The sequence below is a fragment of the Pseudomonas sp. genome, from assembly GCF_049645325.1.
GTDB lineage: Bacteria > Pseudomonadota > Gammaproteobacteria > Pseudomonadales > Pseudomonadaceae > Aquipseudomonas.
This window is the reverse complement of record NZ_JBARTQ010000630.1, coordinates 1-18394: the sequence shown is the minus strand read 5'-3', so window position 1 is coordinate 18394 and position 18394 is coordinate 1. Positions and strand designations below refer to the sequence as shown.

Annotated in this window: 15 protein-coding genes; 5 read left to right on the top strand and 10 right to left on the bottom strand. The window is 59.7% G+C overall.

Annotation, left to right across the window (positions count from 1 at the left end; translation table 11 throughout):
* The first annotated feature begins 257 nt into the window (after positions 1-257).
* Positions 258-515, top strand: coding sequence for a hypothetical protein (locus tag WBB95_RS26890; protein ID WP_424490336.1), 258 nt, complete (start codon positions 258-260; stop codon positions 513-515).
* Between the two features lie 97 nt (positions 516-612).
* The gene (locus WBB95_RS26885; protein WP_424490335.1) at positions 613-876 is read left to right on the top strand and encodes a hypothetical protein; all 264 of its coding nucleotides are present in this window, start codon (positions 613-615) and stop codon (positions 874-876) included.
* A 109-nt stretch (positions 877-985) separates the two neighbouring features.
* On the opposite strand, the gene WBB95_RS26880 is transcribed toward WBB95_RS26885, so the two are convergent.
* The 10 genes from WBB95_RS26880 to WBB95_RS26835 form a co-directional block, all read right to left on the bottom strand.
* Positions 986-1957, bottom strand: a complete 972-nt coding sequence (locus tag WBB95_RS26880; protein ID WP_424490334.1) for a peptide ABC transporter ATP-binding protein — start codon at positions 1955-1957, stop codon at positions 986-988.
* Complete coding sequence (locus WBB95_RS26875; protein WP_101266469.1) at positions 1957-2925, bottom strand: ABC transporter ATP-binding protein; 969 nt, start codon at positions 2923-2925, stop codon at positions 1957-1959. The genes WBB95_RS26880 and WBB95_RS26875 overlap by 1 nt, the downstream gene beginning before the upstream one ends.
* Positions 2926-2935: 10 nt before the next feature.
* Positions 2936-3847 carry an ABC transporter permease subunit gene (locus WBB95_RS26870; RefSeq protein ID WP_110622078.1) on the bottom strand — a complete coding sequence of 304 codons (912 nt, stop codon included), beginning with the start codon at positions 3845-3847 and terminating at the stop codon, positions 2936-2938.
* 10 nt (positions 3848-3857) lie between these two features.
* The gene (locus tag WBB95_RS26865) at positions 3858-4868 is read right to left on the bottom strand and encodes an ABC transporter permease subunit (RefSeq protein ID WP_010565541.1); all 1011 of its coding nucleotides are present in this window, start codon (positions 4866-4868) and stop codon (positions 3858-3860) included.
* A 76-nt stretch (positions 4869-4944) separates the two neighbouring features.
* On the bottom strand, positions 4945-6543 hold the full coding sequence (locus WBB95_RS26860; protein WP_424490333.1) for an ABC transporter substrate-binding protein: 1599 nt from the start codon (positions 6541-6543) through the stop codon (positions 4945-4947).
* An 80-nt stretch (positions 6544-6623) separates the two neighbouring features.
* Positions 6624-8018: an OprD family porin gene (locus WBB95_RS26855; protein WP_424490332.1), complete on the bottom strand. Its 1395-nt coding sequence runs from the start codon at positions 8016-8018 to the stop codon at positions 6624-6626.
* 170 nt (positions 8019-8188) lie between these two features.
* Entirely contained in the window at positions 8189-9733 is a 1545-nt protein-coding gene (locus tag WBB95_RS26850) for an ABC transporter substrate-binding protein (protein WP_424490337.1), read from the bottom strand.
* Between the two features lie 362 nt (positions 9734-10095).
* Entirely contained in the window at positions 10096-11724 is a 1629-nt protein-coding gene (locus WBB95_RS26845; RefSeq protein WP_424490331.1) for an ABC transporter substrate-binding protein, read from the bottom strand.
* 258 nt (positions 11725-11982) lie between these two features.
* Positions 11983-13584, bottom strand: coding sequence for an ABC transporter substrate-binding protein (locus WBB95_RS26840; RefSeq protein WP_424490330.1), 1602 nt, complete (start codon positions 13582-13584; stop codon positions 11983-11985).
* Positions 13585-13675: 91 nt separating this feature from the next.
* The gene (locus WBB95_RS26835; protein ID WP_424490329.1) at positions 13676-14392 is read right to left on the bottom strand and encodes an SIMPL domain-containing protein; all 717 of its coding nucleotides are present in this window, start codon (positions 14390-14392) and stop codon (positions 13676-13678) included.
* 205 nt (positions 14393-14597) lie between these two features.
* Here WBB95_RS26835 and WBB95_RS26830 point away from each other — a divergent pair, with 205 nt between their 5' ends.
* The 3 genes from WBB95_RS26830 to WBB95_RS26820 all read left to right on the top strand — a co-directional run bounded on the left by WBB95_RS26830 (position 14598) and on the right by WBB95_RS26820 (position 18237).
* Positions 14598-15860 carry an ATP-binding protein gene (locus WBB95_RS26830; protein WP_424490328.1) on the top strand — a complete coding sequence of 421 codons (1263 nt, stop codon included), beginning with the start codon at positions 14598-14600 and terminating at the stop codon, positions 15858-15860.
* Entirely contained in the window at positions 15853-16413 is a 561-nt protein-coding gene (locus tag WBB95_RS26825; protein ID WP_010565532.1) for a response regulator transcription factor, read from the top strand. The genes WBB95_RS26830 and WBB95_RS26825 overlap by 8 nt, the downstream gene beginning before the upstream one ends.
* Before the next feature lie 99 nt (positions 16414-16512).
* Positions 16513-18237, top strand: coding sequence for an ABC transporter ATP-binding protein/permease (locus WBB95_RS26820; protein ID WP_424490327.1), 1725 nt, complete (start codon positions 16513-16515; stop codon positions 18235-18237).
* The last annotated feature ends 157 nt before the right edge of the window (positions 18238-18394 follow it).

The following is an 18394-nucleotide window of genomic DNA, read 5'->3' as shown; positions in this document are numbered from 1 at the left end:
ATTCGCGAGCAAGCCCGCTCCCACAGTTTTGATCGACTGAGGTTTCGGTGGCTGCATGGGCCCGCTTCTCTGTGGGGGCTGGCTTGCCTGCGATGACTGACTAACAGTCACCATCATTGTTGTCTGGTTGACCGCTATCGCAGGCAAGCCAGCTGCCACATTTTTAAGCCTTGTGCATCAGGGGCATTGGCGCTAACCCCACATCCGGTCTAGCGTTTCGAATACGACACCACTCACCGACGGAACAGGAGGCGCGCGTGCGTTTAACCCAACATGCAATCTGCCTGGTGCTACTGGTGTCCTTCGGGGTCTCGACGACTTGGGCCCATGCGCTGCAATTGGCAGATGCAGGAACGCCCCAGTGGAAAGACACTGGCCCGGTCACCAAGAAGAAACAGAAGGAGGTCAATTCCGGCGGCTGGCAACCTCAAGCCCAGCCGGCGCCTAAAGAAGATGCAGAAAACCCCTACAACGATGGGGAAGACAGCGAAACCTATGATGACGGCGACACCTGAAGCCTGGCGCAAACCCGGCATTGGGACTAGCTTCTACCTTGGCGACGGTAAAAGGCCGTCGTGCGGGATTCACCTACTGACTGGACGGAAATCGACCATGAGTATTTTTCAACGAGTAGTGCTGTTGATCAAAGTGCTGGTGCTGTTGTCGTTGGGGATGTCGACGGCCTGGGCGCATAACCCGGTGCAGGGCAGCCAGGCGGGCTTTTCGACGGTGCAGACGACACAGGGCAAGGGCCTGCAATTGGCCAAGTCGGAATCCGAGGCGGGCGATGAGGACCAGGGCGGCTCCAAGGATGATGACGACCAACAGGCGCCACCGGATGACGATGACACCCCTGAAGGTGACAGCGACACCTGAGTTGCCATAAAAAAGCCCCGCCCGCCGGACTGATGCGCAATCCGACGGGAGGGGCGGTAGAACTCAAGCAATGCCCTGGGCTAATCACCCTGGGCATTTTTGTTGCGGGTCAGGCGACGAATTGCTCCGCGTAGTGGCACGCCACTTGGCGGTTATCCAGCGGGCGCAACAGCGGCTCCTCGCTGCTGCAACGCGCCGTCGCGTACGGGCAGCGCTTGTGGAAAGCGCAGCCAGACGGCGGGTTCAGCGGGTTGGGCAGCTCGCCGACGATTTTGATCTTCGGCTTGTTCGGGTCCGGGTGAATGGTCGGGGTGGCCGACAGCAGCGCTTGGGTGTACGGGTGCAGCGGGCGAGCGTAGATGTCGTCCTTGGGGCCGACTTCCACCGGGCGGCCGAGGTACATCACCATCACGTCATCGGCGACGTGTTGCACCACCGCGAGGTTGTGGGAGATGAACACGTAGGCCGTGTTGAATTCCTGCTGCAGGTCCATGAACAGGTTGAGCACCTGGGCCTGGATCGACACGTCGAGTGCGGAGGTCGGCTCATCCGCCACCAGCACTTTGGGTTGCAGCATCATTGCGCGGGCCAGGGCGATGCGCTGGCGCTGGCCGCCGGAGAACATGTGCGGGTAGCGCTGATAATGCTCAGGGCGCAGGCCCACTTGCTTCATCATCGCCTGCACTTTTTCACGGCGTTCGGCGGCGGACAGGTTGGTGTTGATCAGCAGCGGCTCGCCGAGTTGATCGCCGACCTTCTGGCGTGGGTTCAACGAAGCGTAGGGGCTCTGGAACACCATCTGCACGTCTTTGCGCAATTGCTTGCGCTGGGCCTTGTCGGCGCCAGCCACTTCCTGGCCGGCGATTTTCAAGGAACCGGACGACGGCTCTTCAATCAGCGTCAATGCACGCGCCAGGGTGGATTTGCCGCAACCCGACTCGCCTACCACGGCGAGGGTCTTGCCGGCTTCCAGCTCGAACGACACGCCATTCAGTGCACGCACCAGGGCGTGGCCCTTGAACAAGCCACGGGACACTTCGTAGTGACGGGTAAGGTCGCGGGCGGTAAGTACGACGGCCATTACGCCACCTCCTGGTTCAAGGGGTAGAAGCAGCGCGCAAGGCTGTTGGATTTAGGGTCCAGGCCCGGGCGGGTCTGGCGGCAGCTTTCCTGCACATACGGGCAACGCGGCGACAGCAGGCAACCCTGCGGACGGTCGTAGCGGCCTGGCACGATACCCGGCAGCGTGGCCAGGCGCGTGGCGCCCAGGCTGTGCTCGGGAATCGCCTTGAGCAGGGCTTCGCTGTACGGGTGTGCCGGAATATCGAACAACTGCGGCACCTGGCCGACTTCCACCGCTTGGCCTGCGTACATTACGCACACGCGCTGGGCGGTTTCAGCCACGACCGCGAGGTCGTGGGTGATCAGCACCAGGCCCATGTTCTGTTCTTTCTGCAGGGCCAGCAGCAGTTCCATGATCTGCGCCTGGATGGTCACGTCCAACGCCGTGGTCGGCTCATCCGCGATCAGCAGCTTTGGCTCGCCGGCAATCGCCATGGCGATTGCCACACGCTGGCTCATGCCGCCGGACAATTGGTGCGGGTAGGCGTCCATACGGCTGGCAGCGCCCGGGATTTCGACTTTTTCCAACAGCTCGATGGCCCGCTTGCGCGCTTGCTTGCCGGACATTTTCAGGTGCAGGCGCAGCACTTCTTCAATCTGGAAACCCACGGTGTAGCTGGGGTTCAGCGCGGTCATCGGGTCCTGGAAGACCATCGCCAGGTCTTTGCCGACGATCTGGCGGCGCTGGCGGTTGCTCAGTTTGAGCATGTCCTTGCCGTCGAAGGTCAGCGAGTCGGCGGTGACGATGCCGGGGTGCTCGATCAGGCCCATCAGCGCCATCATGGTCACGGATTTACCCGAGCCCGACTCGCCAACGATTGCCAGTACTTCGCCTTTGTCGACGGAAATATCGAGGCCATCGACCACCGGCACGGCGGTCTTGTCGCCGAAGCGAACATTGAGATTCTTGATTTCTAACAGTGACATGGGAATCTCCTCAGGCGGCGTTCTTGAGTTTCGGGTCCAGCGCATCGCGCAGGCCGTCGCCCATCAAGTTGATTGCCAGCACGCTGAGCAAAATGGTCAAACCAGGCAAGCTCACCACCCACCAGGCGCGTTCGATGTAGTCACGGGCCGAAGCCAGCATGGTGCCCCACTCAGGCGTTGGCGGTTGTACGCCAAGGCCCAGGAAGCCCAGGGCTGCGGCATCGAGAATCGCCGACGAGAAGCTCAAGGTGGCCTGTACGATCAGCGGCGCCATGCAGTTGGGCAGCACGGTGATGAACATCAGGCGCGGCAGGCCGGCGCCGGCGAGGCGGGCGGCGGTCACGTAGTCGCGGTTCAGTTCGCCCATCACCGCAGCGCGGGTCAGGCGCACATACGACGGCAACGAGACGATAGCGATAGCAATCACGGTGTTGATCAGGCCAGGGCCGAGGATCGCGACAATGGCAACCGCCAGCAGCAGCGACGGCAGGGCCAGCATGATGTCCATCAAACGCATGATGGTTGGGCCAAGCATGCGCGGGAAGAACCCGGCGAACAGGCCCAGCAGGATGCCCGGGATCAGCGACATCACGACCGACGACAAGCCGATCAGCAAGGACAGGCGCGAACCCTGGATCAGGCGCGAGAGCAGGTCACGGCCCAGCTCGTCGGTGCCCAACAGGAATTGCAGTTGCCCGCCTTCCAGCCAGGCTGGCGGGGTCAGCAGGAAGTCGCGGTATTGCTCGCTCGGGTTATGCGGGGCCACCCAAGGGGCGAACAGCGCGCAAAACACCACCAACAACATGAACAACAGGCCGGCAACCGCGCCTTTGTTCTTGGAGAAGGCTTGCCAGAATTCTTTGTACGGGGACGGGTACAGCAGGCTCTGATCGACTGCTGACACTTGAGTAGGTGTGGTCATGGTCATGATCTCAGCGCTGGTGACGGATGCGTGGGTTGGCGAAGCCGTAGAGGATATCCACCACGAAGTTCACCAGGATCACCAGGCAGGCGATCAGCAGGATGCCGTTTTGCACCACCGGGTAGTCCCGCGCGCCAATGGCTTCGATCAGCCATTTGCCGATGCCGGGCCACGAGAAGATGGTTTCGGTCAGGACCGCACCGGCCAGCAGGGTGCCGACTTGCAGGCCGACCACGGTCAGTACCGGGATCAGCGCGTTACGCAGACCGTGCACGAATACCACGCGCGCCGGCGACAGGCCTTTGGCCTTGGCGGTGCGGATGTAGTCTTCGCGCAGTACTTCGAGCATCGACGAACGGGTCATCCGCGCGATCACTGCCAGCGGGATGGTGCCGAGCACGATGGCCGGCAGGATCAGGTGGTGCAGGGCGTCGAAGAAGGCGTCCGGCTCGTCAGCCAGCAACGTGTCGATCAGCATGAAGCCGGTGCGCGGCTCGATGTCGTAGAGCAGGTCGATACGCCCGGAAACCGGGGTCCAGCCCAGGCTTACCGAGAAGAACATGATCAGGATCAGGCCCCACCAGAAGATCGGCATCGAATATCCCGCGAGGGAGATGCCCATCACCCCATGGTCGAACAGGGATCCTCGTTTCAAGGCCGCGATCACCCCGGCCAACAGGCCCAGGATACCGGCGAACAACAGGGCGGCCATGGACAGTTCCAGGGTCGCAGGGAAGAGGGCAGTGAATTCGGTCCACACGCTGGTGCGTGTGCGCAGCGATTCGCCGAGGTCGCCATGGGCGAGCTTGCCTACATAGTCCAAATATTGCGCATACAGCGGCTTGTTAAGGCCAAGGCGTTCCATTGCCTGTGCGTGCATCTCGGGGTCGACTCGTCGTTCGCCCATCATGACTTCGACGGGGTCGCCGGGGATCATGCGAATCAACGCAAACGTCAGCAACGTGATGCCGAAAAACGTGGGGATCAATAACCCCAGTCGGCGGGCAATAAAACTAAACATCTTGTTGTGTACCTCAATCAGCCGGTTAGGCAGGTTCGGCACCGTCAATGTCGACGGTGCCGAGCGTTTCTCTTATTTACTTCACCTGGGTGGTGGCGAAGTTATTTGTAGTCAGAGGGCTTTGGGTAAAGCCTTCGACGTTCTTGCGCATGGCGGTGAACATTTTCGGGTAAGCCATGGGAATCCATGGTTGGTCCTTGTCGAAAACGTCCATGGCTTGTTCATAGAGTGCAGCGCGCTGGGTGGGTTCAGCGATAGCGCGCGCCTTGTCGATCAAGTCTTGAAACTCTTTGTTACACCAGCGGGCGTAGTTTTCGCCGTTTTTCGCCGCATCGCAACTCAGGTTTGGTGTGAGGAAGTTATCCGGGTCGCCGTTATCCCCCGCCCAACCGGCAGAAACCATGTCGTGCTCGCCGTTTTTAGCACGCTTGAGCATTTCGCCCCACTCCATGACCTTGATATTGACCTTCAGGCCAATCTGGGCCAAATCCGCCTGCATGCGCTGGGCGCCGAGCATCGGGTTAGGGTTGGTAGGGCCACCGCCGTTACGGGTGAACAGGGTGAACTCGGTGCCTTCCGGTACGCCGGCTTCCTTGAGCAGGGCGCGAGCTTTGTCGAGGTCACGTGGCGGGTTTTTCAGTTTGTCGCTGAAACCCAACAGGGTTGGCGGGTACGGGCCCGTGGCGTCGACTGCGTTGCCTTTGCCGTACAGGGACTCGTTGTAGCCCTTTTTGTCGAACGCGATGTTGATCGCGTGACGCACCCGCGCGTCGCTCATGTACTTGTGGGTGGTGTTCAGCGCGGTGTAGGCGGTGGTCATCGCCGCCAGCTCAGCCACTTTAAGGTTCGGGTCGGCCTTCATGCTCGGCACGTCATCCGGCTTCGGATACAGCGCGATCTGGCACTCGTTGGCCTTGAGCTTCTGCAGGCGCACGTTGTTGTCGGTGGTGATCGCGAAAATCAGCGGGTCGGCCGGTGGCTTGCCACGGAAGTACTCCGGGTTGGCCTTGAAACGCACTTGGGCGTCTTTGGCGTAGCGCGTGAAGATGAACGGGCCGGTGCCGATTGGCTTGGCGTTGAGGTCATCGGTCTTGCCGGACTTGAGCAACTGGTCGGCGTATTCGGCGGAGTGAATAGAGGAAAACGCCATGGCCAGGTCGGACAGGAACGGTGCTTCAGGACGGGTCAGGCTGAAGACCACGGTGTGGTCGTCGGTCTTCGTCACGCTCTTGAGCAGTTCCTTGAAGCCCATGCTTTCAAAGTACGGGTAGCCCACGTTGGACTTGTTGTGCCACGGGTGATTCGGGTCCAGCTGGCGCTGGAAGCTCCAAAGCACGTCGTCGGCGTTCATGTTGCGCGTGGGCTTGAAGTAATCGGTGGTGTGGAACTTGATGTCGTCACGCAGGTGGAACGTGTAGGTCAGGCCATCGGCGCTGATTTCCGGCAGGTCTTTAGCCAGGGCAGGCACCACTTCGGTGGTCCCGGGCTTGAAGTCCACCAGGCGGTTGAACAGGGTTTCAGCGGCGGCGTCAGCCGTCACAGCCGTGGTGTACAGAACCGGGTCAAAGCCTTCCGGGCTGGCTTCGGTGCAGACCACCAGCGGTTTGGCCGAAACGCCGATCGCCACGCTCAACAGCGCAGCGGCAATGGCAGCTTGTAGCGGGAGCATTTTCATTCAGGGCCCTCTGCAATCGATTGAACCAGACAAGCGTAGACGGCGGGCTCTTGATGAGCCCGCCGTCTACCTGGCGCTAATTAAAGAATGTTGAACGGGATGGTGGTCACCAGACGGAACTCACGGAGGTTGCCGTCAGCCTGGTTTTCGGTAGCACGGTGAGTCACATAAGTGGCGCGAATGGTGGAGGCTTTCAAAGGACCGCTCTGGATCGCGTAGGAAGAACCGACGCCGTATTCCTGGTGCTTCTCGCCGTCCTGGGACTGGATACCGTTGTAAGCAAAGCCGACACGGCCGCCGTCGCCGGTGTAGTGAGTGCCGTCGATGCCCCAGCCGCGAGCCGAGTAGATGTTGAACTTCAGGCCTGGCACGCCGTATTCGGCCATGTTGATGCCGTAGGCGATCTGGAAGGATTTCTCGTTCGGACCGTTAAAGTCGGACGTCAGGGAGTTGGCCAGGTAGATGCCGTTGGTTTCGTGCAGGTAGTCGAAGTACTCGTTACCGTTCACTTCCTGGTACGAGAAGGTCAGGCTGTGAGCCTGGTGAGTCAGGCCAAGCGACAGCGAGTAAGTATCGTTGTCGATCTTGCCCATCAACTTTTTGCCTTCGTCGACGGTTTTGTAGTAGTTCAGGCCGGTGGTCAGGCTCAGTACCTGGCTGTCACCCAGTTCGTGGGTAGCGCCGAAGTAGTACTGGTTCCAGAAGTCTTTGACTTGAGCGCCGAAGAAGCTGGTTTTCAGGCTCTTGAACGGCTGGTAGTTCACACCGGCGGTGTAGACGTGATCCGCTTCCTGGCCATTGCCGTATTCGCTGCGGAATTTCGACAGGCTCTGTTCGGTACGTGGCGACACGCGGTCGAAGTAAGCGCCCTGGAACGACAGGTTGCTGAACTCTTCGCTGTTGAGGGCGAAACCTTCAAAGCTCGACGGCAGGGCACGGTTGCCGATGGTGTCGATGATGCCGCTGCTGAAGTTCTGGCGACCGGCGGTCAAGGTGGTGTTCGACACACGGAACTTGACGTTGGCCAGGCCCAGTTTGCTCCACTGGCCTACTGCATCGCCGTCGGAGTCGGCCAGGGTACGGTTGGAACCGCCCTTGATGTCACGTTTGCTCTGGTCGAGCGCCACGACGTTGTAACCCGCTACTTCGGTCGCTACCCCAACAGTGCCTTGGGTGAAGCCCGAGGAATAGTTAAGGATGGTGCCTTGCAGCCAGTTGGTACGGTAGGCGTCGGTACGGGCTTCACCGTGCTTCTGGTAAGTGAACTTGCCGCCACGGAACCGCTGCTCGTTGGAGAACCAGTTACGGGTAGTACCGCCCAGGCTTTGACCATCGATAAAGCCCTTGGCCTCGCTTTGGGCGCTGGTGCCGGCCAATGTGGTAGGAACGAAGTCCTGGCTTTGGGTTTCAGCGAAGGCGGTTGCCGTGATGCTGCTGATGGCCAGGGCCAGAAGCGCTTTGCTGCTCAGTTTCATGGGTGAAGCTCCTTTGGTTCTCTTTTTAATGCCGGTCTTTTTAGGTGAACCGGCTATTGGGTGTGTAACTCGTTCAAGCCTTTGCAAACGTTTGCCGTAGGAAATTTCCCAACAAATGGCTGCACGTTTGCTGGAGAGCCAGTTTCGCTCTCCACAATCCGGTTATTTTCTTATGGGTTGATGCTGACGCCCGAGAACACGTTGCGGCCGAAGGGGCTGACTTTGAACCCTTCGACTTTGGCGCTTAACGGCTGGTTGACCGTCGAGTGGGCGACTGGCGTGATCGGCACCTGCTGCTTGAGCAGTTGCTGCGCCTGTTTGTACAGAACAGTCCTTTGTTCGCGGTCGGTGACGACCTTGGCTTGCTTGACCAGCTTGTCGTACGCCGGGTCACACCACATGGAGTAGTTGTTCCCGCCGATGGCGTCGCAGCTGTACAGGGTGCCCATCCAGTTGTCCGGGTCACCGTTGTCGCCGGTCCAGCCGATCAGGCTGATATCGTGCTCACCGTTTTTGGTGCGCTTGATGTATTCGCCCCACTCATAGCTGACGATCTTGACCTTAAGGCCGATCTTGGCCCAGTCGCTTTGCAGCATCTCGGCCATCAGCTTGGCGTTGGGGTTATACGGCCGTTGTACCGGCATCGCCCAGAGGGTGATTTCGGTACCTTCCTTGACGCCGGCAGCCTTGAGCAATTGCTTGGCTTTTTCCGGGTCGTAAGGCGCGTCCTTGATGGTGTCGTCGTAAGACCACTGGGTCGGTGGCATGGCGTTGACCGCCAATTGCCCCGCGCCTTGGTACACCGCGTTCAAGATGCTCTGCTTGTTCACCGCCATGTCCAGCGCCTGACGCACTTCGAGCTGGTCGAAGGGTTTGTGGCGCACGTTGTAGGCGATATAACCCAGGTTGAAGCCGGGTTTGGTCAGCAGTTGCAGGTTCGGGTCAGCCTTGAGCGCATCGACGTCGGCCGGGCGCGGGTGCAGGGTGATCTGGCATTCGCCAGCCTTGAGCTTCTGCACGCGTACCGAGGCGTCGGTGTTGATCGCGAAGATCAATTGGTCCAGTTTGACCCGGCTAGGGTCCCAGTATTGCTTGTTGCCCACAAAACGGATCTGCGAGTCTTTCTGGTAGCGCTGGAACACAAACGGGCCAGTGCCGATCGGCTTCTGGTTGATATCGCTGGGCTTGCCTTCCTTAAGCAACTGCTCGGCGTATTCGGCCGACAGGATCGAGGCGAAGCTCATGGCGATGTTCTGTACGAACGCGGCGTCGACCGTGTTCAAGGTCATCACCACGGTGTGCGGGTCGGTTTTCTCGACCTTGGCAATGTTCTTGTTCAGGCTCATCCCGTTGAAGTACGGAAACTCGGTGGGGTAGGCCTTGCGAAACGGGTATTCGGGGTCAAGCATGCGGTTGAAGGTGAACAGCACGTCGTCGGCGTTGAAGTCGCGCGTCGGCTTGAATTCCTTGTTGCTGTGGAATTTCACCCCTTGTCGCAGGTGGAAGGTGTAAGTCAGGCCGTCTGGCGAAATATCCCACTGGGTTGCCAGCCCAGGCACCACGTTAGTCGCACCTTTTTCGAACTCAACCAGGCGGTTGTACAGCGGCTCGGCCGCGTCGTTGTCGGTGGCGGTGGTGTACTGCGCAGTGTCAAAACCTGCCGGGCTGCCTTCGGAGCAGAACACCAGGCTCTTCTTCTCGGCGGCTTGGCCCATTGTGGCCACAGCCAGCAGGCTGGTGCCAAAAATTGCGGATAGAACAGTGGTATGGCGCATGACGATCCCGATCCTTGTTTGTAGTTGTCATCAGCGAGCAATCACCCAGGCTTTCGGCCTGGGAGACATCACTGATCCCACACACAGCAAGTGCCCATCAGCGGGCGCCTCTGCTGCCCTACGACGTTATGGGTCGAGGACTTCGCAGTAAATGCGCCAAATCTGACTGACCTTGTAGGCAACGGAGGCACGAATCGCAGTTCATTGCTGTAGGACAGCAATGAGTGCGGTGGTGGTCTATTTCCTACGGTCTGGGCGGATGTAATAACGGCGACGTTATGAAACGTCGCCGTCATTGATCCTTACTTGCCGCTTACGCTCACGCCGTAGAAGGAGTTCAAGCCAAACGGGCTGATCTTGAAGTCCTGTACGTTGTTGCGCATGGGTTGATACACCGTCGAGTGCGCGATAGGTGTCATCGGGACTGCATCTTTGAGGATGTGTTGCGCCTGCTTGTACAGCTCGGTGCGTTTGGCGACATCCGATGTGGCCTTGGCTTCTTTCACGATGCCGTCGAATTTCTTGTCGCACCATTTGGAGAAGTTGTTACCGGCCAGCGAGTCGCAGCCGAACAGCACGTTCAGCCAGTTGTCCGGATCACCATTGTCGCCGCTCCAGCCAATGATCATGGCCTGGTTCTCGCCGCCTTTGGAACGCTTGATGTACTCGCCCCACTCGTAGCTGACGATGTTGACCTTCAGGCCGATCTGTTTCCAGTCGTTCTGCAGCATCTCGGCCATCAGCTTGGCGTTCGGGTTGTACGGACGTTGAACCGGCATGGCCCACAGGGTGATCTCGGTGCCTTCTTTAACGCCGGCTTCCTTGAGCAGTTCCTTGGCCTTGGCCACGTCGTGCGGTGCATCTTTGATGGTGGTGTCGTAGGACCACTGGGTCGGCGGCATGGCGTTGACGGCCAGCTGGCCGGCGCCTTGGTACACGGAGTCGATGATCTGCTGCTTGTTCACCGACATGTCCAGCGCTTCACGTACACGCAGGTCCGACAGCGGGTTCGGCGCGGTCTGGCCTTTGAGAACAGGCATGACGTTGTAAGCGATGTAGCCCAGGTTGAAACCGGCCTGGTGCGGCAGTTTCAGGTCCTTGTCATCGCCCAGTGCCTTGAGGTCGGCCGGACGTGGGAACAGGGTGACCTGGCATTCGTTTTTCTTGAGCTTCTGGATACGCACCGACGGGTCAGTGGTGATGGCGAAGATCAGGTTGTCGATCTTGACGTCTTCAGGTTTCCAGTAGTCCTTGTTGCCGGTGTAACGGATGTTCGAGTCTTTCTGGTAGCTCTTGAACACGAACGGGCCAGTGCCGATTGGCTTCTGGTTGATGTCCTGTGCTTTACCTTCCTTCAACAGCTGGGCGGCGTATTCAGCGGACTGAATCGACGCGAAGCTCATCGCCAGGTTCTGGATGAAAGCGGCGTCCACGGTGCCAAGGGTGAACTTGACGGTGTGGTCATCGACTTTCTCGATGTTCTTGATGTTGGTGTCCATGCCCATGTCCGTGAAGTACGGGAACTCGGTTGGGTAGGCTTTGCGGAACGGATCGTCCTTGTTGATCATGCGGTTGAACGTGAACAGCACGTCATCGGCATTAAAGGTACGGGTCGGTTTGAAGTACGAGGTGGTGTGGAATTTCACGCCATCACGCAGGTGGAAAGTGTACGTCAGGCCATCCGGGGACACGTCCCAAGTGGTGGCCAGCCCAGGAACCACAGCGGTGCCGCCGCGTTCGAACTGGGTCAGACGGTTGAACATGGTTTCGGCCGAAGCATCGAAGTCTGTTCCGGTGGTGTACTGGCCTGGGTCAAAACCGGCCGGGCTCCCTTCGGAGCAGAACACCAGGTTAGTCGCCGCTTGGGCGAACGGAGCTGCGGCCATAAGGCCAGCGCTCACTAAAAGCGGAAGGACTGCGTGTTTAAGCATGTTGGCCTCATGATTTGTTGTCATTTTTGGTGGTGAGGGCGACCTCGTGAGTCGGCCTGCGGATACTTATGCAGGCGCCATACCCATTGCAAGATGTTGAACCGTCGTGAGGGTCAAAGTGTGGTACGAACGTACAGGAATGTCGCATTTATGAAAGTTTGTACATAAATGCATATATTTAGAGACTTTTTTCGGTGCATGTGGCGCACCAAAAGCGCCCAACCGAGGCGTCTGGCGCACTCGGTTGGGGCGCGCCTGTTACTTATCTAGACTGACACCATAGAAGGGTGTGAGGCCAAACGGGCTGATCTTGAAGTCCTGCACTTCCTTGCGAAGTGGCTGGAAAACCGTCGAGTTCGCGATAGGCGTTATAGGTACTTGTTCCTTAAGGATTTTCTGCGCCTGCTGATACCACTTGATGCGCTGTTCACGGTCACTGCTGACCTTGGCCTGCTGCACCAGTTTGTCGTAGGCCGGGTTACACCATTTGGCGTAGTTGCTGCCTTTGACCGCGGCACAACTGTAGAGCACGCCGAGCCAGTTATCCGGGTCGCCATTGTCTCCAGTCCAGCCGTAAATCATCGCGTCATGCTCGCCATTCTTGGCGCGCTTGATGTATTCGCCCCACTCATAGCTGACGATGTTGGCTTTGATACCGACTTTTTCCCAATCCTGCTGGATCATTTGTGCCGACATGCGCGCGTTGGGATTCGACGCGCGTTGGACCGTCATCGCCCACAGGTTGATGGTGGTACCAGGTGCAACCCCTGCTTCTTTTAGTAGCGCCCGCGCCTTGGTCGGATCGTAGGGGGCATCCTTGATGGTGGGGTCATAAGACCACTGCGCAGGCGGCAGGGCGTTCTGCGCCAATTGCCCGGCGCTCTGGTACACCGCCTTGATAATTGCCGGCTTGTCGATGGCCATGTCCAATGCCTGGCGCACTTTGAGCTGGTCCAGCGGCGGATGGGTCACGTTGTAGGCCAGGAAACCCAGGTTGAACCCGGCTTGCTGCAACACGCGCAGGTTCGGGTCTTGTTTCATGATCTCGATGTCGGCCGGGCGCGGGTAACCGCTGACCTGGCACTCGCCCGCCTTGAGTTTCTGCAGGCGCGCGGCGGCGTCCGGGGTGATGGCGAACACCAGGTTGTCGATCTTCACATCCTCGGGTTTCCAATACTGCTTATTGGCGACGTAGCGAATCTGTGAGTCTTTCTGGTAACGCTTGAACACAAACGGCCCGGTGCCCACGGGCTTCTGGTTGATGTCCGCAGCCTTGCCTTCTTTTAAGAGCTGGGCGGCGTATTCGGCCGATTGCACCGAGGCGAAGCTCATGGCCAGGTTCTGCACAAACGAGGCATCGACGTTGTTCAGGTTGAAACGCACGGTGTGGTCGTCGAGTTTGTCGACGCTTTTGATCGTAGTGTTCAAGCCCATGTCGGTGAAGTACGGCGACTCGGACGGGTAAGCCTTGCGGAACGGGCTGTCGGCATCCAGCAGGCGAGTGAACGTGAACAGCACATCGTCGGCGTTGAAGTCGCGGGTCGGTGTGAAGGTGTCGGTGGTGTGGAACTTGACACCTTCACGCAGGTGGAAGGTGTAGATCAGGCCGTCTGAAGAGACATCCCAGCGCGTTGCCAGGCCGGGTTCGACTTCGGTGCCGCCGCGTTTGAACTGGGTCAGGCGGTTGAACACGGTTTCGGCGGAGGCATCAAAATCGGTGCCGCTGGTGTACTGGCTGGGGTCGAAGCCGGCGGGGCTGGCTTCGGAGCAGTAGACCAGGGTGCTGGCCGCCTGTGCCATGGGCATAAAGGCCAGGAGGCCGGCGGCGAGGAGGAGCGGTTTTAAGGCGATTCTTTCCATGGAGACCCCTGAAGTGGCAGGCATATAAACGCTGCCCAAACGAAAACGGCGGTCACCGAGGTTACCGCCGTTCAGGTTTGTCAGGTAGGGGTCACTGCATCTGCACTTCGATCACGCCATCGGCGCTCATGTTGACCTGGCTGGTGCCGGCTTCGACTTCCGGGGTCGGTGCCGAATCCGCCATGGCGGCTTTCATCATCATCCCGCCGTTTCGCGCGTACGGCATCGGGTAACCGTTGGTGTTGAAGTTCAGGTTGACGATCTTGTAGCCCTTGCCGCCCAGCGCATCGGTGGCCAGTTGCGCACGCGCCTTGAACGCAGCGACGGCGTCTTTGAGCAGCGCATCTTCGCTGGACTTGCGCGTGGCATCGGCGATGGCGAAGTCCATATTTTCCATTTTCAGGGTGTTCAGCAGGTTACCGGTGAGCGTGGACAGGGCCGGGAAGTCGGCACTTTCCAGGCGCAACTCGGCGCGTTCACGCCAGCCGGTGATCTTCTGGTTCTTGCTGTCGTAGATCGGGTAGCTGTTGCGGCTGCCCTGGCGCAAGGTCACGCCTTTGACTTCGCGGGCTTCGCCCAAGGCCTTGTTCATTGTGGTGGTGATTTCAGCCGCGAGCTTGGCCGGGTCGCTGTTCTGGGATTCGGTGTAGAGGGTCACGATCATCTGGTCGCGGGCAACTTCCTGGCTGACTTCAGCGCGCAGGGAAATCTGGTTGTAGTTCAGCGCATCGGCGGCCAGGGCCGGCAGGCTGGCAAGGGCGCCAACGCTGAGGGTGATGACGGCTGCACTGCGAGTGAAACGAGACATGGAAGCTCCTTGAGATAGTCGTGTTCGGTATGACTGTAGACGGAGGCATCGGGTTCTTCGGGTTTACACATTACCTACATGTTGTTCAGGTGCCGACGAACGGTCATTCGCCCGGCCTGCGTCAAAGAGCCACACAGGCCGTGGCAGCGGGCCTGCTTCGTTTATACTCGTGCCGATCCGCCTGCAGCGCTCACCGGGAGAGCTCATGCTCGCCGCCGTAAAACTGACTTCCGCCACACGCCAGAACCTCTGGCGCCTGACGTTCATTCGCACCCTGGTATTGGCCGCGCAGGCCGGTTCCGTCGGGCTCGCCTACTGGTTCGACCTGCTGCCGCTGCCGTGGCTGCAACTGGCTGTCACGCTGGGGTTTTCCACCGTGCTCTGTGCGTTTACCGCCATCCGGCTGCGCACCACGTGGCCGGTGACCGAGCTGGAATACGCCCTGCAGCTGGCCTGCGACCTGTTCATCCACAGTGTGTTGCTGTATTTCTCCGGTGGTTCCACCAACCCCTTCGTTTCGTATTACCTGGTGCCACTGACCATCGCCGCCGTGACCTTGCCGTGGCGCTACTCGGTGGTGCTCTCGGGCATCGCGCTGACCCTCTATACCTTGCTGCTGGCGCGCTTCTATCCGTTGCAGACCTTCCCCATCGCCCGCGAAAACCTGCAGATCTACGGGATGTGGCTGAGTTTTGCGTTGTCGGCCGCGGTGATCACCTTCTTCGCCGCACGCATGGCCGAAGAACTGCGCCGCCAGGAAGAACTGCGCGCCATTCGCCGCGAAGAAGGGCTGCGCGACCAGCAACTGCTGGCCGTCGCCACCCAGGCTGCCGGCGCCGCCCATGAACTGGGCACGCCGCTGGCCACCATGAGCGTGCTGCTGAATGAAATGGTCCAGGACCACCATGACCCGGCGCTGCAGGATGACTTGAGTGTGCTGCAGGAGCAGGTCAAGCAGTGCAAACAGACCTTGCAGCAATTGGTGCGCGCCGCCGAAGCCAATCGCCGCCTGGCGGTGGAGATGCAGGACGTGACCCAGTGGCTCGACGAAGCCCTGAACCGTTGGCACTTGATGCGCCCGGAGGCCAGCTACCGCTTTCATCTATTAGGCCAGGGCAGTGTGCCGCGCATGGCACCGCCGCCGGACCTGACTCAGGCGCTGCTCAACCTGTTGAACAATGCCGCCGACGCCTGCCCCGAAGGCTTGGGCGTGCAGCTGGACTGGGACGCGGAAGACGTGACCATCAGCATTCGTGACCACGGCGCGGGCGTGCCGCTGGCGATTGCCGAGCAGATCGGCAAACCCTTCTTTACCACCAAGGGCAAAGGCTTCGGCCTCGGCCTGTTTTTGAGCAAGGCCAGCGTGACCCGCGCGGGCGGCTCAGTGAAGCTCTATAGTCATGAGGAAGGTGGCACGCTCACCGAGCTGCGCCTGCCCCGTGTCGCACGAGGAGATATCGATGAGTGACGAGATCCAAGTCGAAGGCGAAGAACTGCCGCATTTGTTGCTGGTAGATGACGACGCCACCTTTACCCGCGTCATGGCGCGCGCCATGAGCCGCCGTGGTTTTCGCGTGAGCACCGCAGGCTCGGCCGAAGAAGGCCTGGCCATCGCCCAGGCCGACCTGCCGGATTACGCCGCGCTCGACCTGAAAATGGATGGCGACTCCGGCCTGGTGCTGTTGCCCAAGTTGCTGGAGCTCGACCCGGAAATGCGTGTGGTGATCCTCACCGGTTACTCCAGCATCGCCACCGCCGTCGAGGCCATTAAGCGCGGCGCCTGCAACTACCTGTGCAAACCTGCCGATGCCGATGACGTGCTGGCGGCCCTGCTGTCCGAGCACGCGGACCTCGACACCCTGGTGCCGGAAAACCCGATGTCGGTGGACCGCCTGCAGTGGGAACACATCCAGCGGGTGTTGACCGAGCACGAAGGCAACATCTCTGCCACGGCCCGCGCCCTGGGCATGCACCGCCGCACGTTGCAGCGCAAATTGCAGAAGCGTCCGGTTCGGCGCTGAACCCCGACTGAACAATTTGCTTCAGGCCGCACGGAGCCCTGAACCGATCGACTATGATCGGTTCAAACGCCTGTCACTTTTTCCTACCGAGCCTGAACGATGAATCAGAACGCTGAGTACTCCGCGGTCAACGACGCGGTGCGTGGGCACTTTTTTCGCCGAACGTGGGCGATGATCACGCCCTATTGGCGCAGTGAAGAGAAGGGCAGGGCCTGGTTGTTGCTGGCCGCAGTGATTGGCCTGTCGCTGTTCAGCGTGGCCATCTCTGTGTGGATCAACCACTGGTACAAGGATTTCTACAACGCCCTGGAGAAAAAGGACACGGCCGCCTTCTGGCAATTGATCGGTTATTTCGGCGGGATCGCCGCCGTGGCCATCCTCGGCGCGGTGTACCGGTTGTACCTGACCCAGATGCTGACCATCCGCTGGCGTGCCTGGCTTACCGAAAAACACTTCGCGCGCTGGCTCGCCCACAAGAACTACTACCAGCTGGAGCAGGGCGGCTACACCGATAACCCGGACCAGCGGATTTCCGAAGACCTTAACAACTTCACCTCCAGCACCTTGAGCCTGGGGCTTGGGCTGCTGCGTAACGTGGTCAGCCTGGTGTCGTTCTCGATCATCTTGTGGGGCGTGTCGGGCAGTATCGAAGTGTTCGGCATCACCATCCCCGGCTACATGTTCTGGTGCGCGTTGCTGTACGCCGCCGTCGGCAGTTGGCTGACACACCTGATCGGCCGTCGCTTGATCGGCCTGAGCAACCAACAACAACGTTTCGAAGCGGACCTGCGTTTCTCCATGGTGCGGGTGCGTGAGAACGCTGAAAGCATTGCGCTGTATAACGGCGAGCCGAATGAAAACCAGCGCTTGAGCACACGGTTCGGCAAGGTCTGGCAGAACTTCTGGGACATCATGAAAGTGTCCAAGCGCCTGACTTTCTTCACCGCCGGCTACAGCCAGATTGCGATCATCTTCCCGTTTATCGTCGCTGCACCACGCTACTTCACCGGCAAGATCGAACTGGGCGAGCTGATGCAAATCAACTCGGCGTTCGGCAATGTGCAAGAGAACTTCAGCTGGTTTATCAGCGCGTATTCGGAGCTGGCGTCGTGGCGCGCTACCAGTGATCGTCTGCTGAGTTTCCATCAGGCCATGAGCGAGAACGAAGAGCGTGCCCCGGCCATCGATGTGCGCCCTGAAGGCGAGCGTCTGGTGGTGAAAGACCTGGGCATGGACCTGGCCGACGGCCGCCACTTGCTGACCGATGCCGACATGACCGTGGAGCCCGGCGAGCGCGTCATGCTCAGTGGGCGTTCCGGCAGTGGTAAAAGCACGTTGCTGCGTGCAATGGGCCACCTCTGGCCGGCGGGCCACGGCAGCATTCGCTTGCCGGCGGCGCGTTACCTGTTCTTGCCGCAAAAGCCTTATCTGCCGATTGGCTCCTTGAAGGCGGTGTTGAGTTATCCACAGGACGATGGTGTGTACTCGGCGGAACGTTATGCACAGGTGCTGGAGACCTGCCGGTTACCGCATCTGGTGGCGCGTCTGGATGAGGCCAATCACTGGCAGCGCATGCTGTCGCCTGGTGAGCAGCAGCGTCTGGCCTTTGCCCGTGCGTTGTTGTTTGCGCCGCAATGGCTGTACATGGACGAAGCGACCTCGGCGATGGATGAAGAGGATGAGGCGACGTTGTATCAGGCGTTGATTGATGAGTTGCCGGGGTTGAGCATTGTCAGTGTTGGTCATCGCAGCAGCTTGAAGCGCTTTCATGGGCGGCATGTACGGATTGAGGGTGGGTTGTTGCGGGAGCAGCAGTTGGTTTGAGGTTGGGGTGTGGTCGGTTGGTCGGTTAGTCGGTTAGTCGGAGGGCATATCCGTTATTTGGGTAACGGCCGCGTATGGTTCCGCTCTTACAGCGGGTCACTTTTGGAAGGACCCAAAAGTAACCAAAAGGTCCTCGCCCCTCCACTCGGTGCCTCGC

Bases quoted from the DNA above. Each gene is read 5' to 3' on its own strand.
- WBB95_RS26845 (WP_424490331.1), bottom strand. From the start codon at position 11,724: ATGCTTAAACACGCAGTCCTTCCGCTTTTAGTGAGCGCTGGCCTTATG.
- WBB95_RS26825 (WP_010565532.1), top strand. From the start codon at position 15,853: ATGAGTGACGAGATCCAAGTCGAAGGCGAAGAACTGCCGCATTTGTTG.
- WBB95_RS26865 (WP_010565541.1), bottom strand. From the start codon at position 4,868: ATGTTTAGTTTTATTGCCCGCCGACTGGGGTTATTGATCCCCACGTTT.
- WBB95_RS26820 (WP_424490327.1), top strand. From the start codon at position 16,513: ATGAATCAGAACGCTGAGTACTCCGCGGTCAACGACGCGGTGCGTGGG.
- WBB95_RS26875 (WP_101266469.1), bottom strand. From the start codon at position 2,925: ATGTCACTGTTAGAAATCAAGAATCTCAATGTTCGCTTCGGCGACAAG.
- WBB95_RS26855 (WP_424490332.1), bottom strand. From the start codon at position 8,018: ATGAAACTGAGCAGCAAAGCGCTTCTGGCCCTGGCCATCAGCAGCATC.
- WBB95_RS26830 (WP_424490328.1), top strand. From the start codon at position 14,598: ATGCTCGCCGCCGTAAAACTGACTTCCGCCACACGCCAGAACCTCTGG.
- WBB95_RS26860 (WP_424490333.1), bottom strand. From the start codon at position 6,543: ATGAAAATGCTCCCGCTACAAGCTGCCATTGCCGCTGCGCTGTTGAGC.
- WBB95_RS26885 (WP_424490335.1), top strand. From the start codon at position 613: ATGAGTATTTTTCAACGAGTAGTGCTGTTGATCAAAGTGCTGGTGCTG.
- WBB95_RS26835 (WP_424490329.1), bottom strand. From the start codon at position 14,392: ATGTCTCGTTTCACTCGCAGTGCAGCCGTCATCACCCTCAGCGTTGGC.
- WBB95_RS26840 (WP_424490330.1), bottom strand. From the start codon at position 13,584: ATGGAAAGAATCGCCTTAAAACCGCTCCTCCTCGCCGCCGGCCTCCTG.
- WBB95_RS26870 (WP_110622078.1), bottom strand. From the start codon at position 3,847: ATGACCACACCTACTCAAGTGTCAGCAGTCGATCAGAGCCTGCTGTAC.
- WBB95_RS26880 (WP_424490334.1), bottom strand. From the start codon at position 1,957: ATGGCCGTCGTACTTACCGCCCGCGACCTTACCCGTCACTACGAAGTG.
- WBB95_RS26850 (WP_424490337.1), bottom strand. From the start codon at position 9,733: ATGGGCCAAGCCGCCGAGAAGAAGAGCCTGGTGTTCTGCTCCGAAGGC.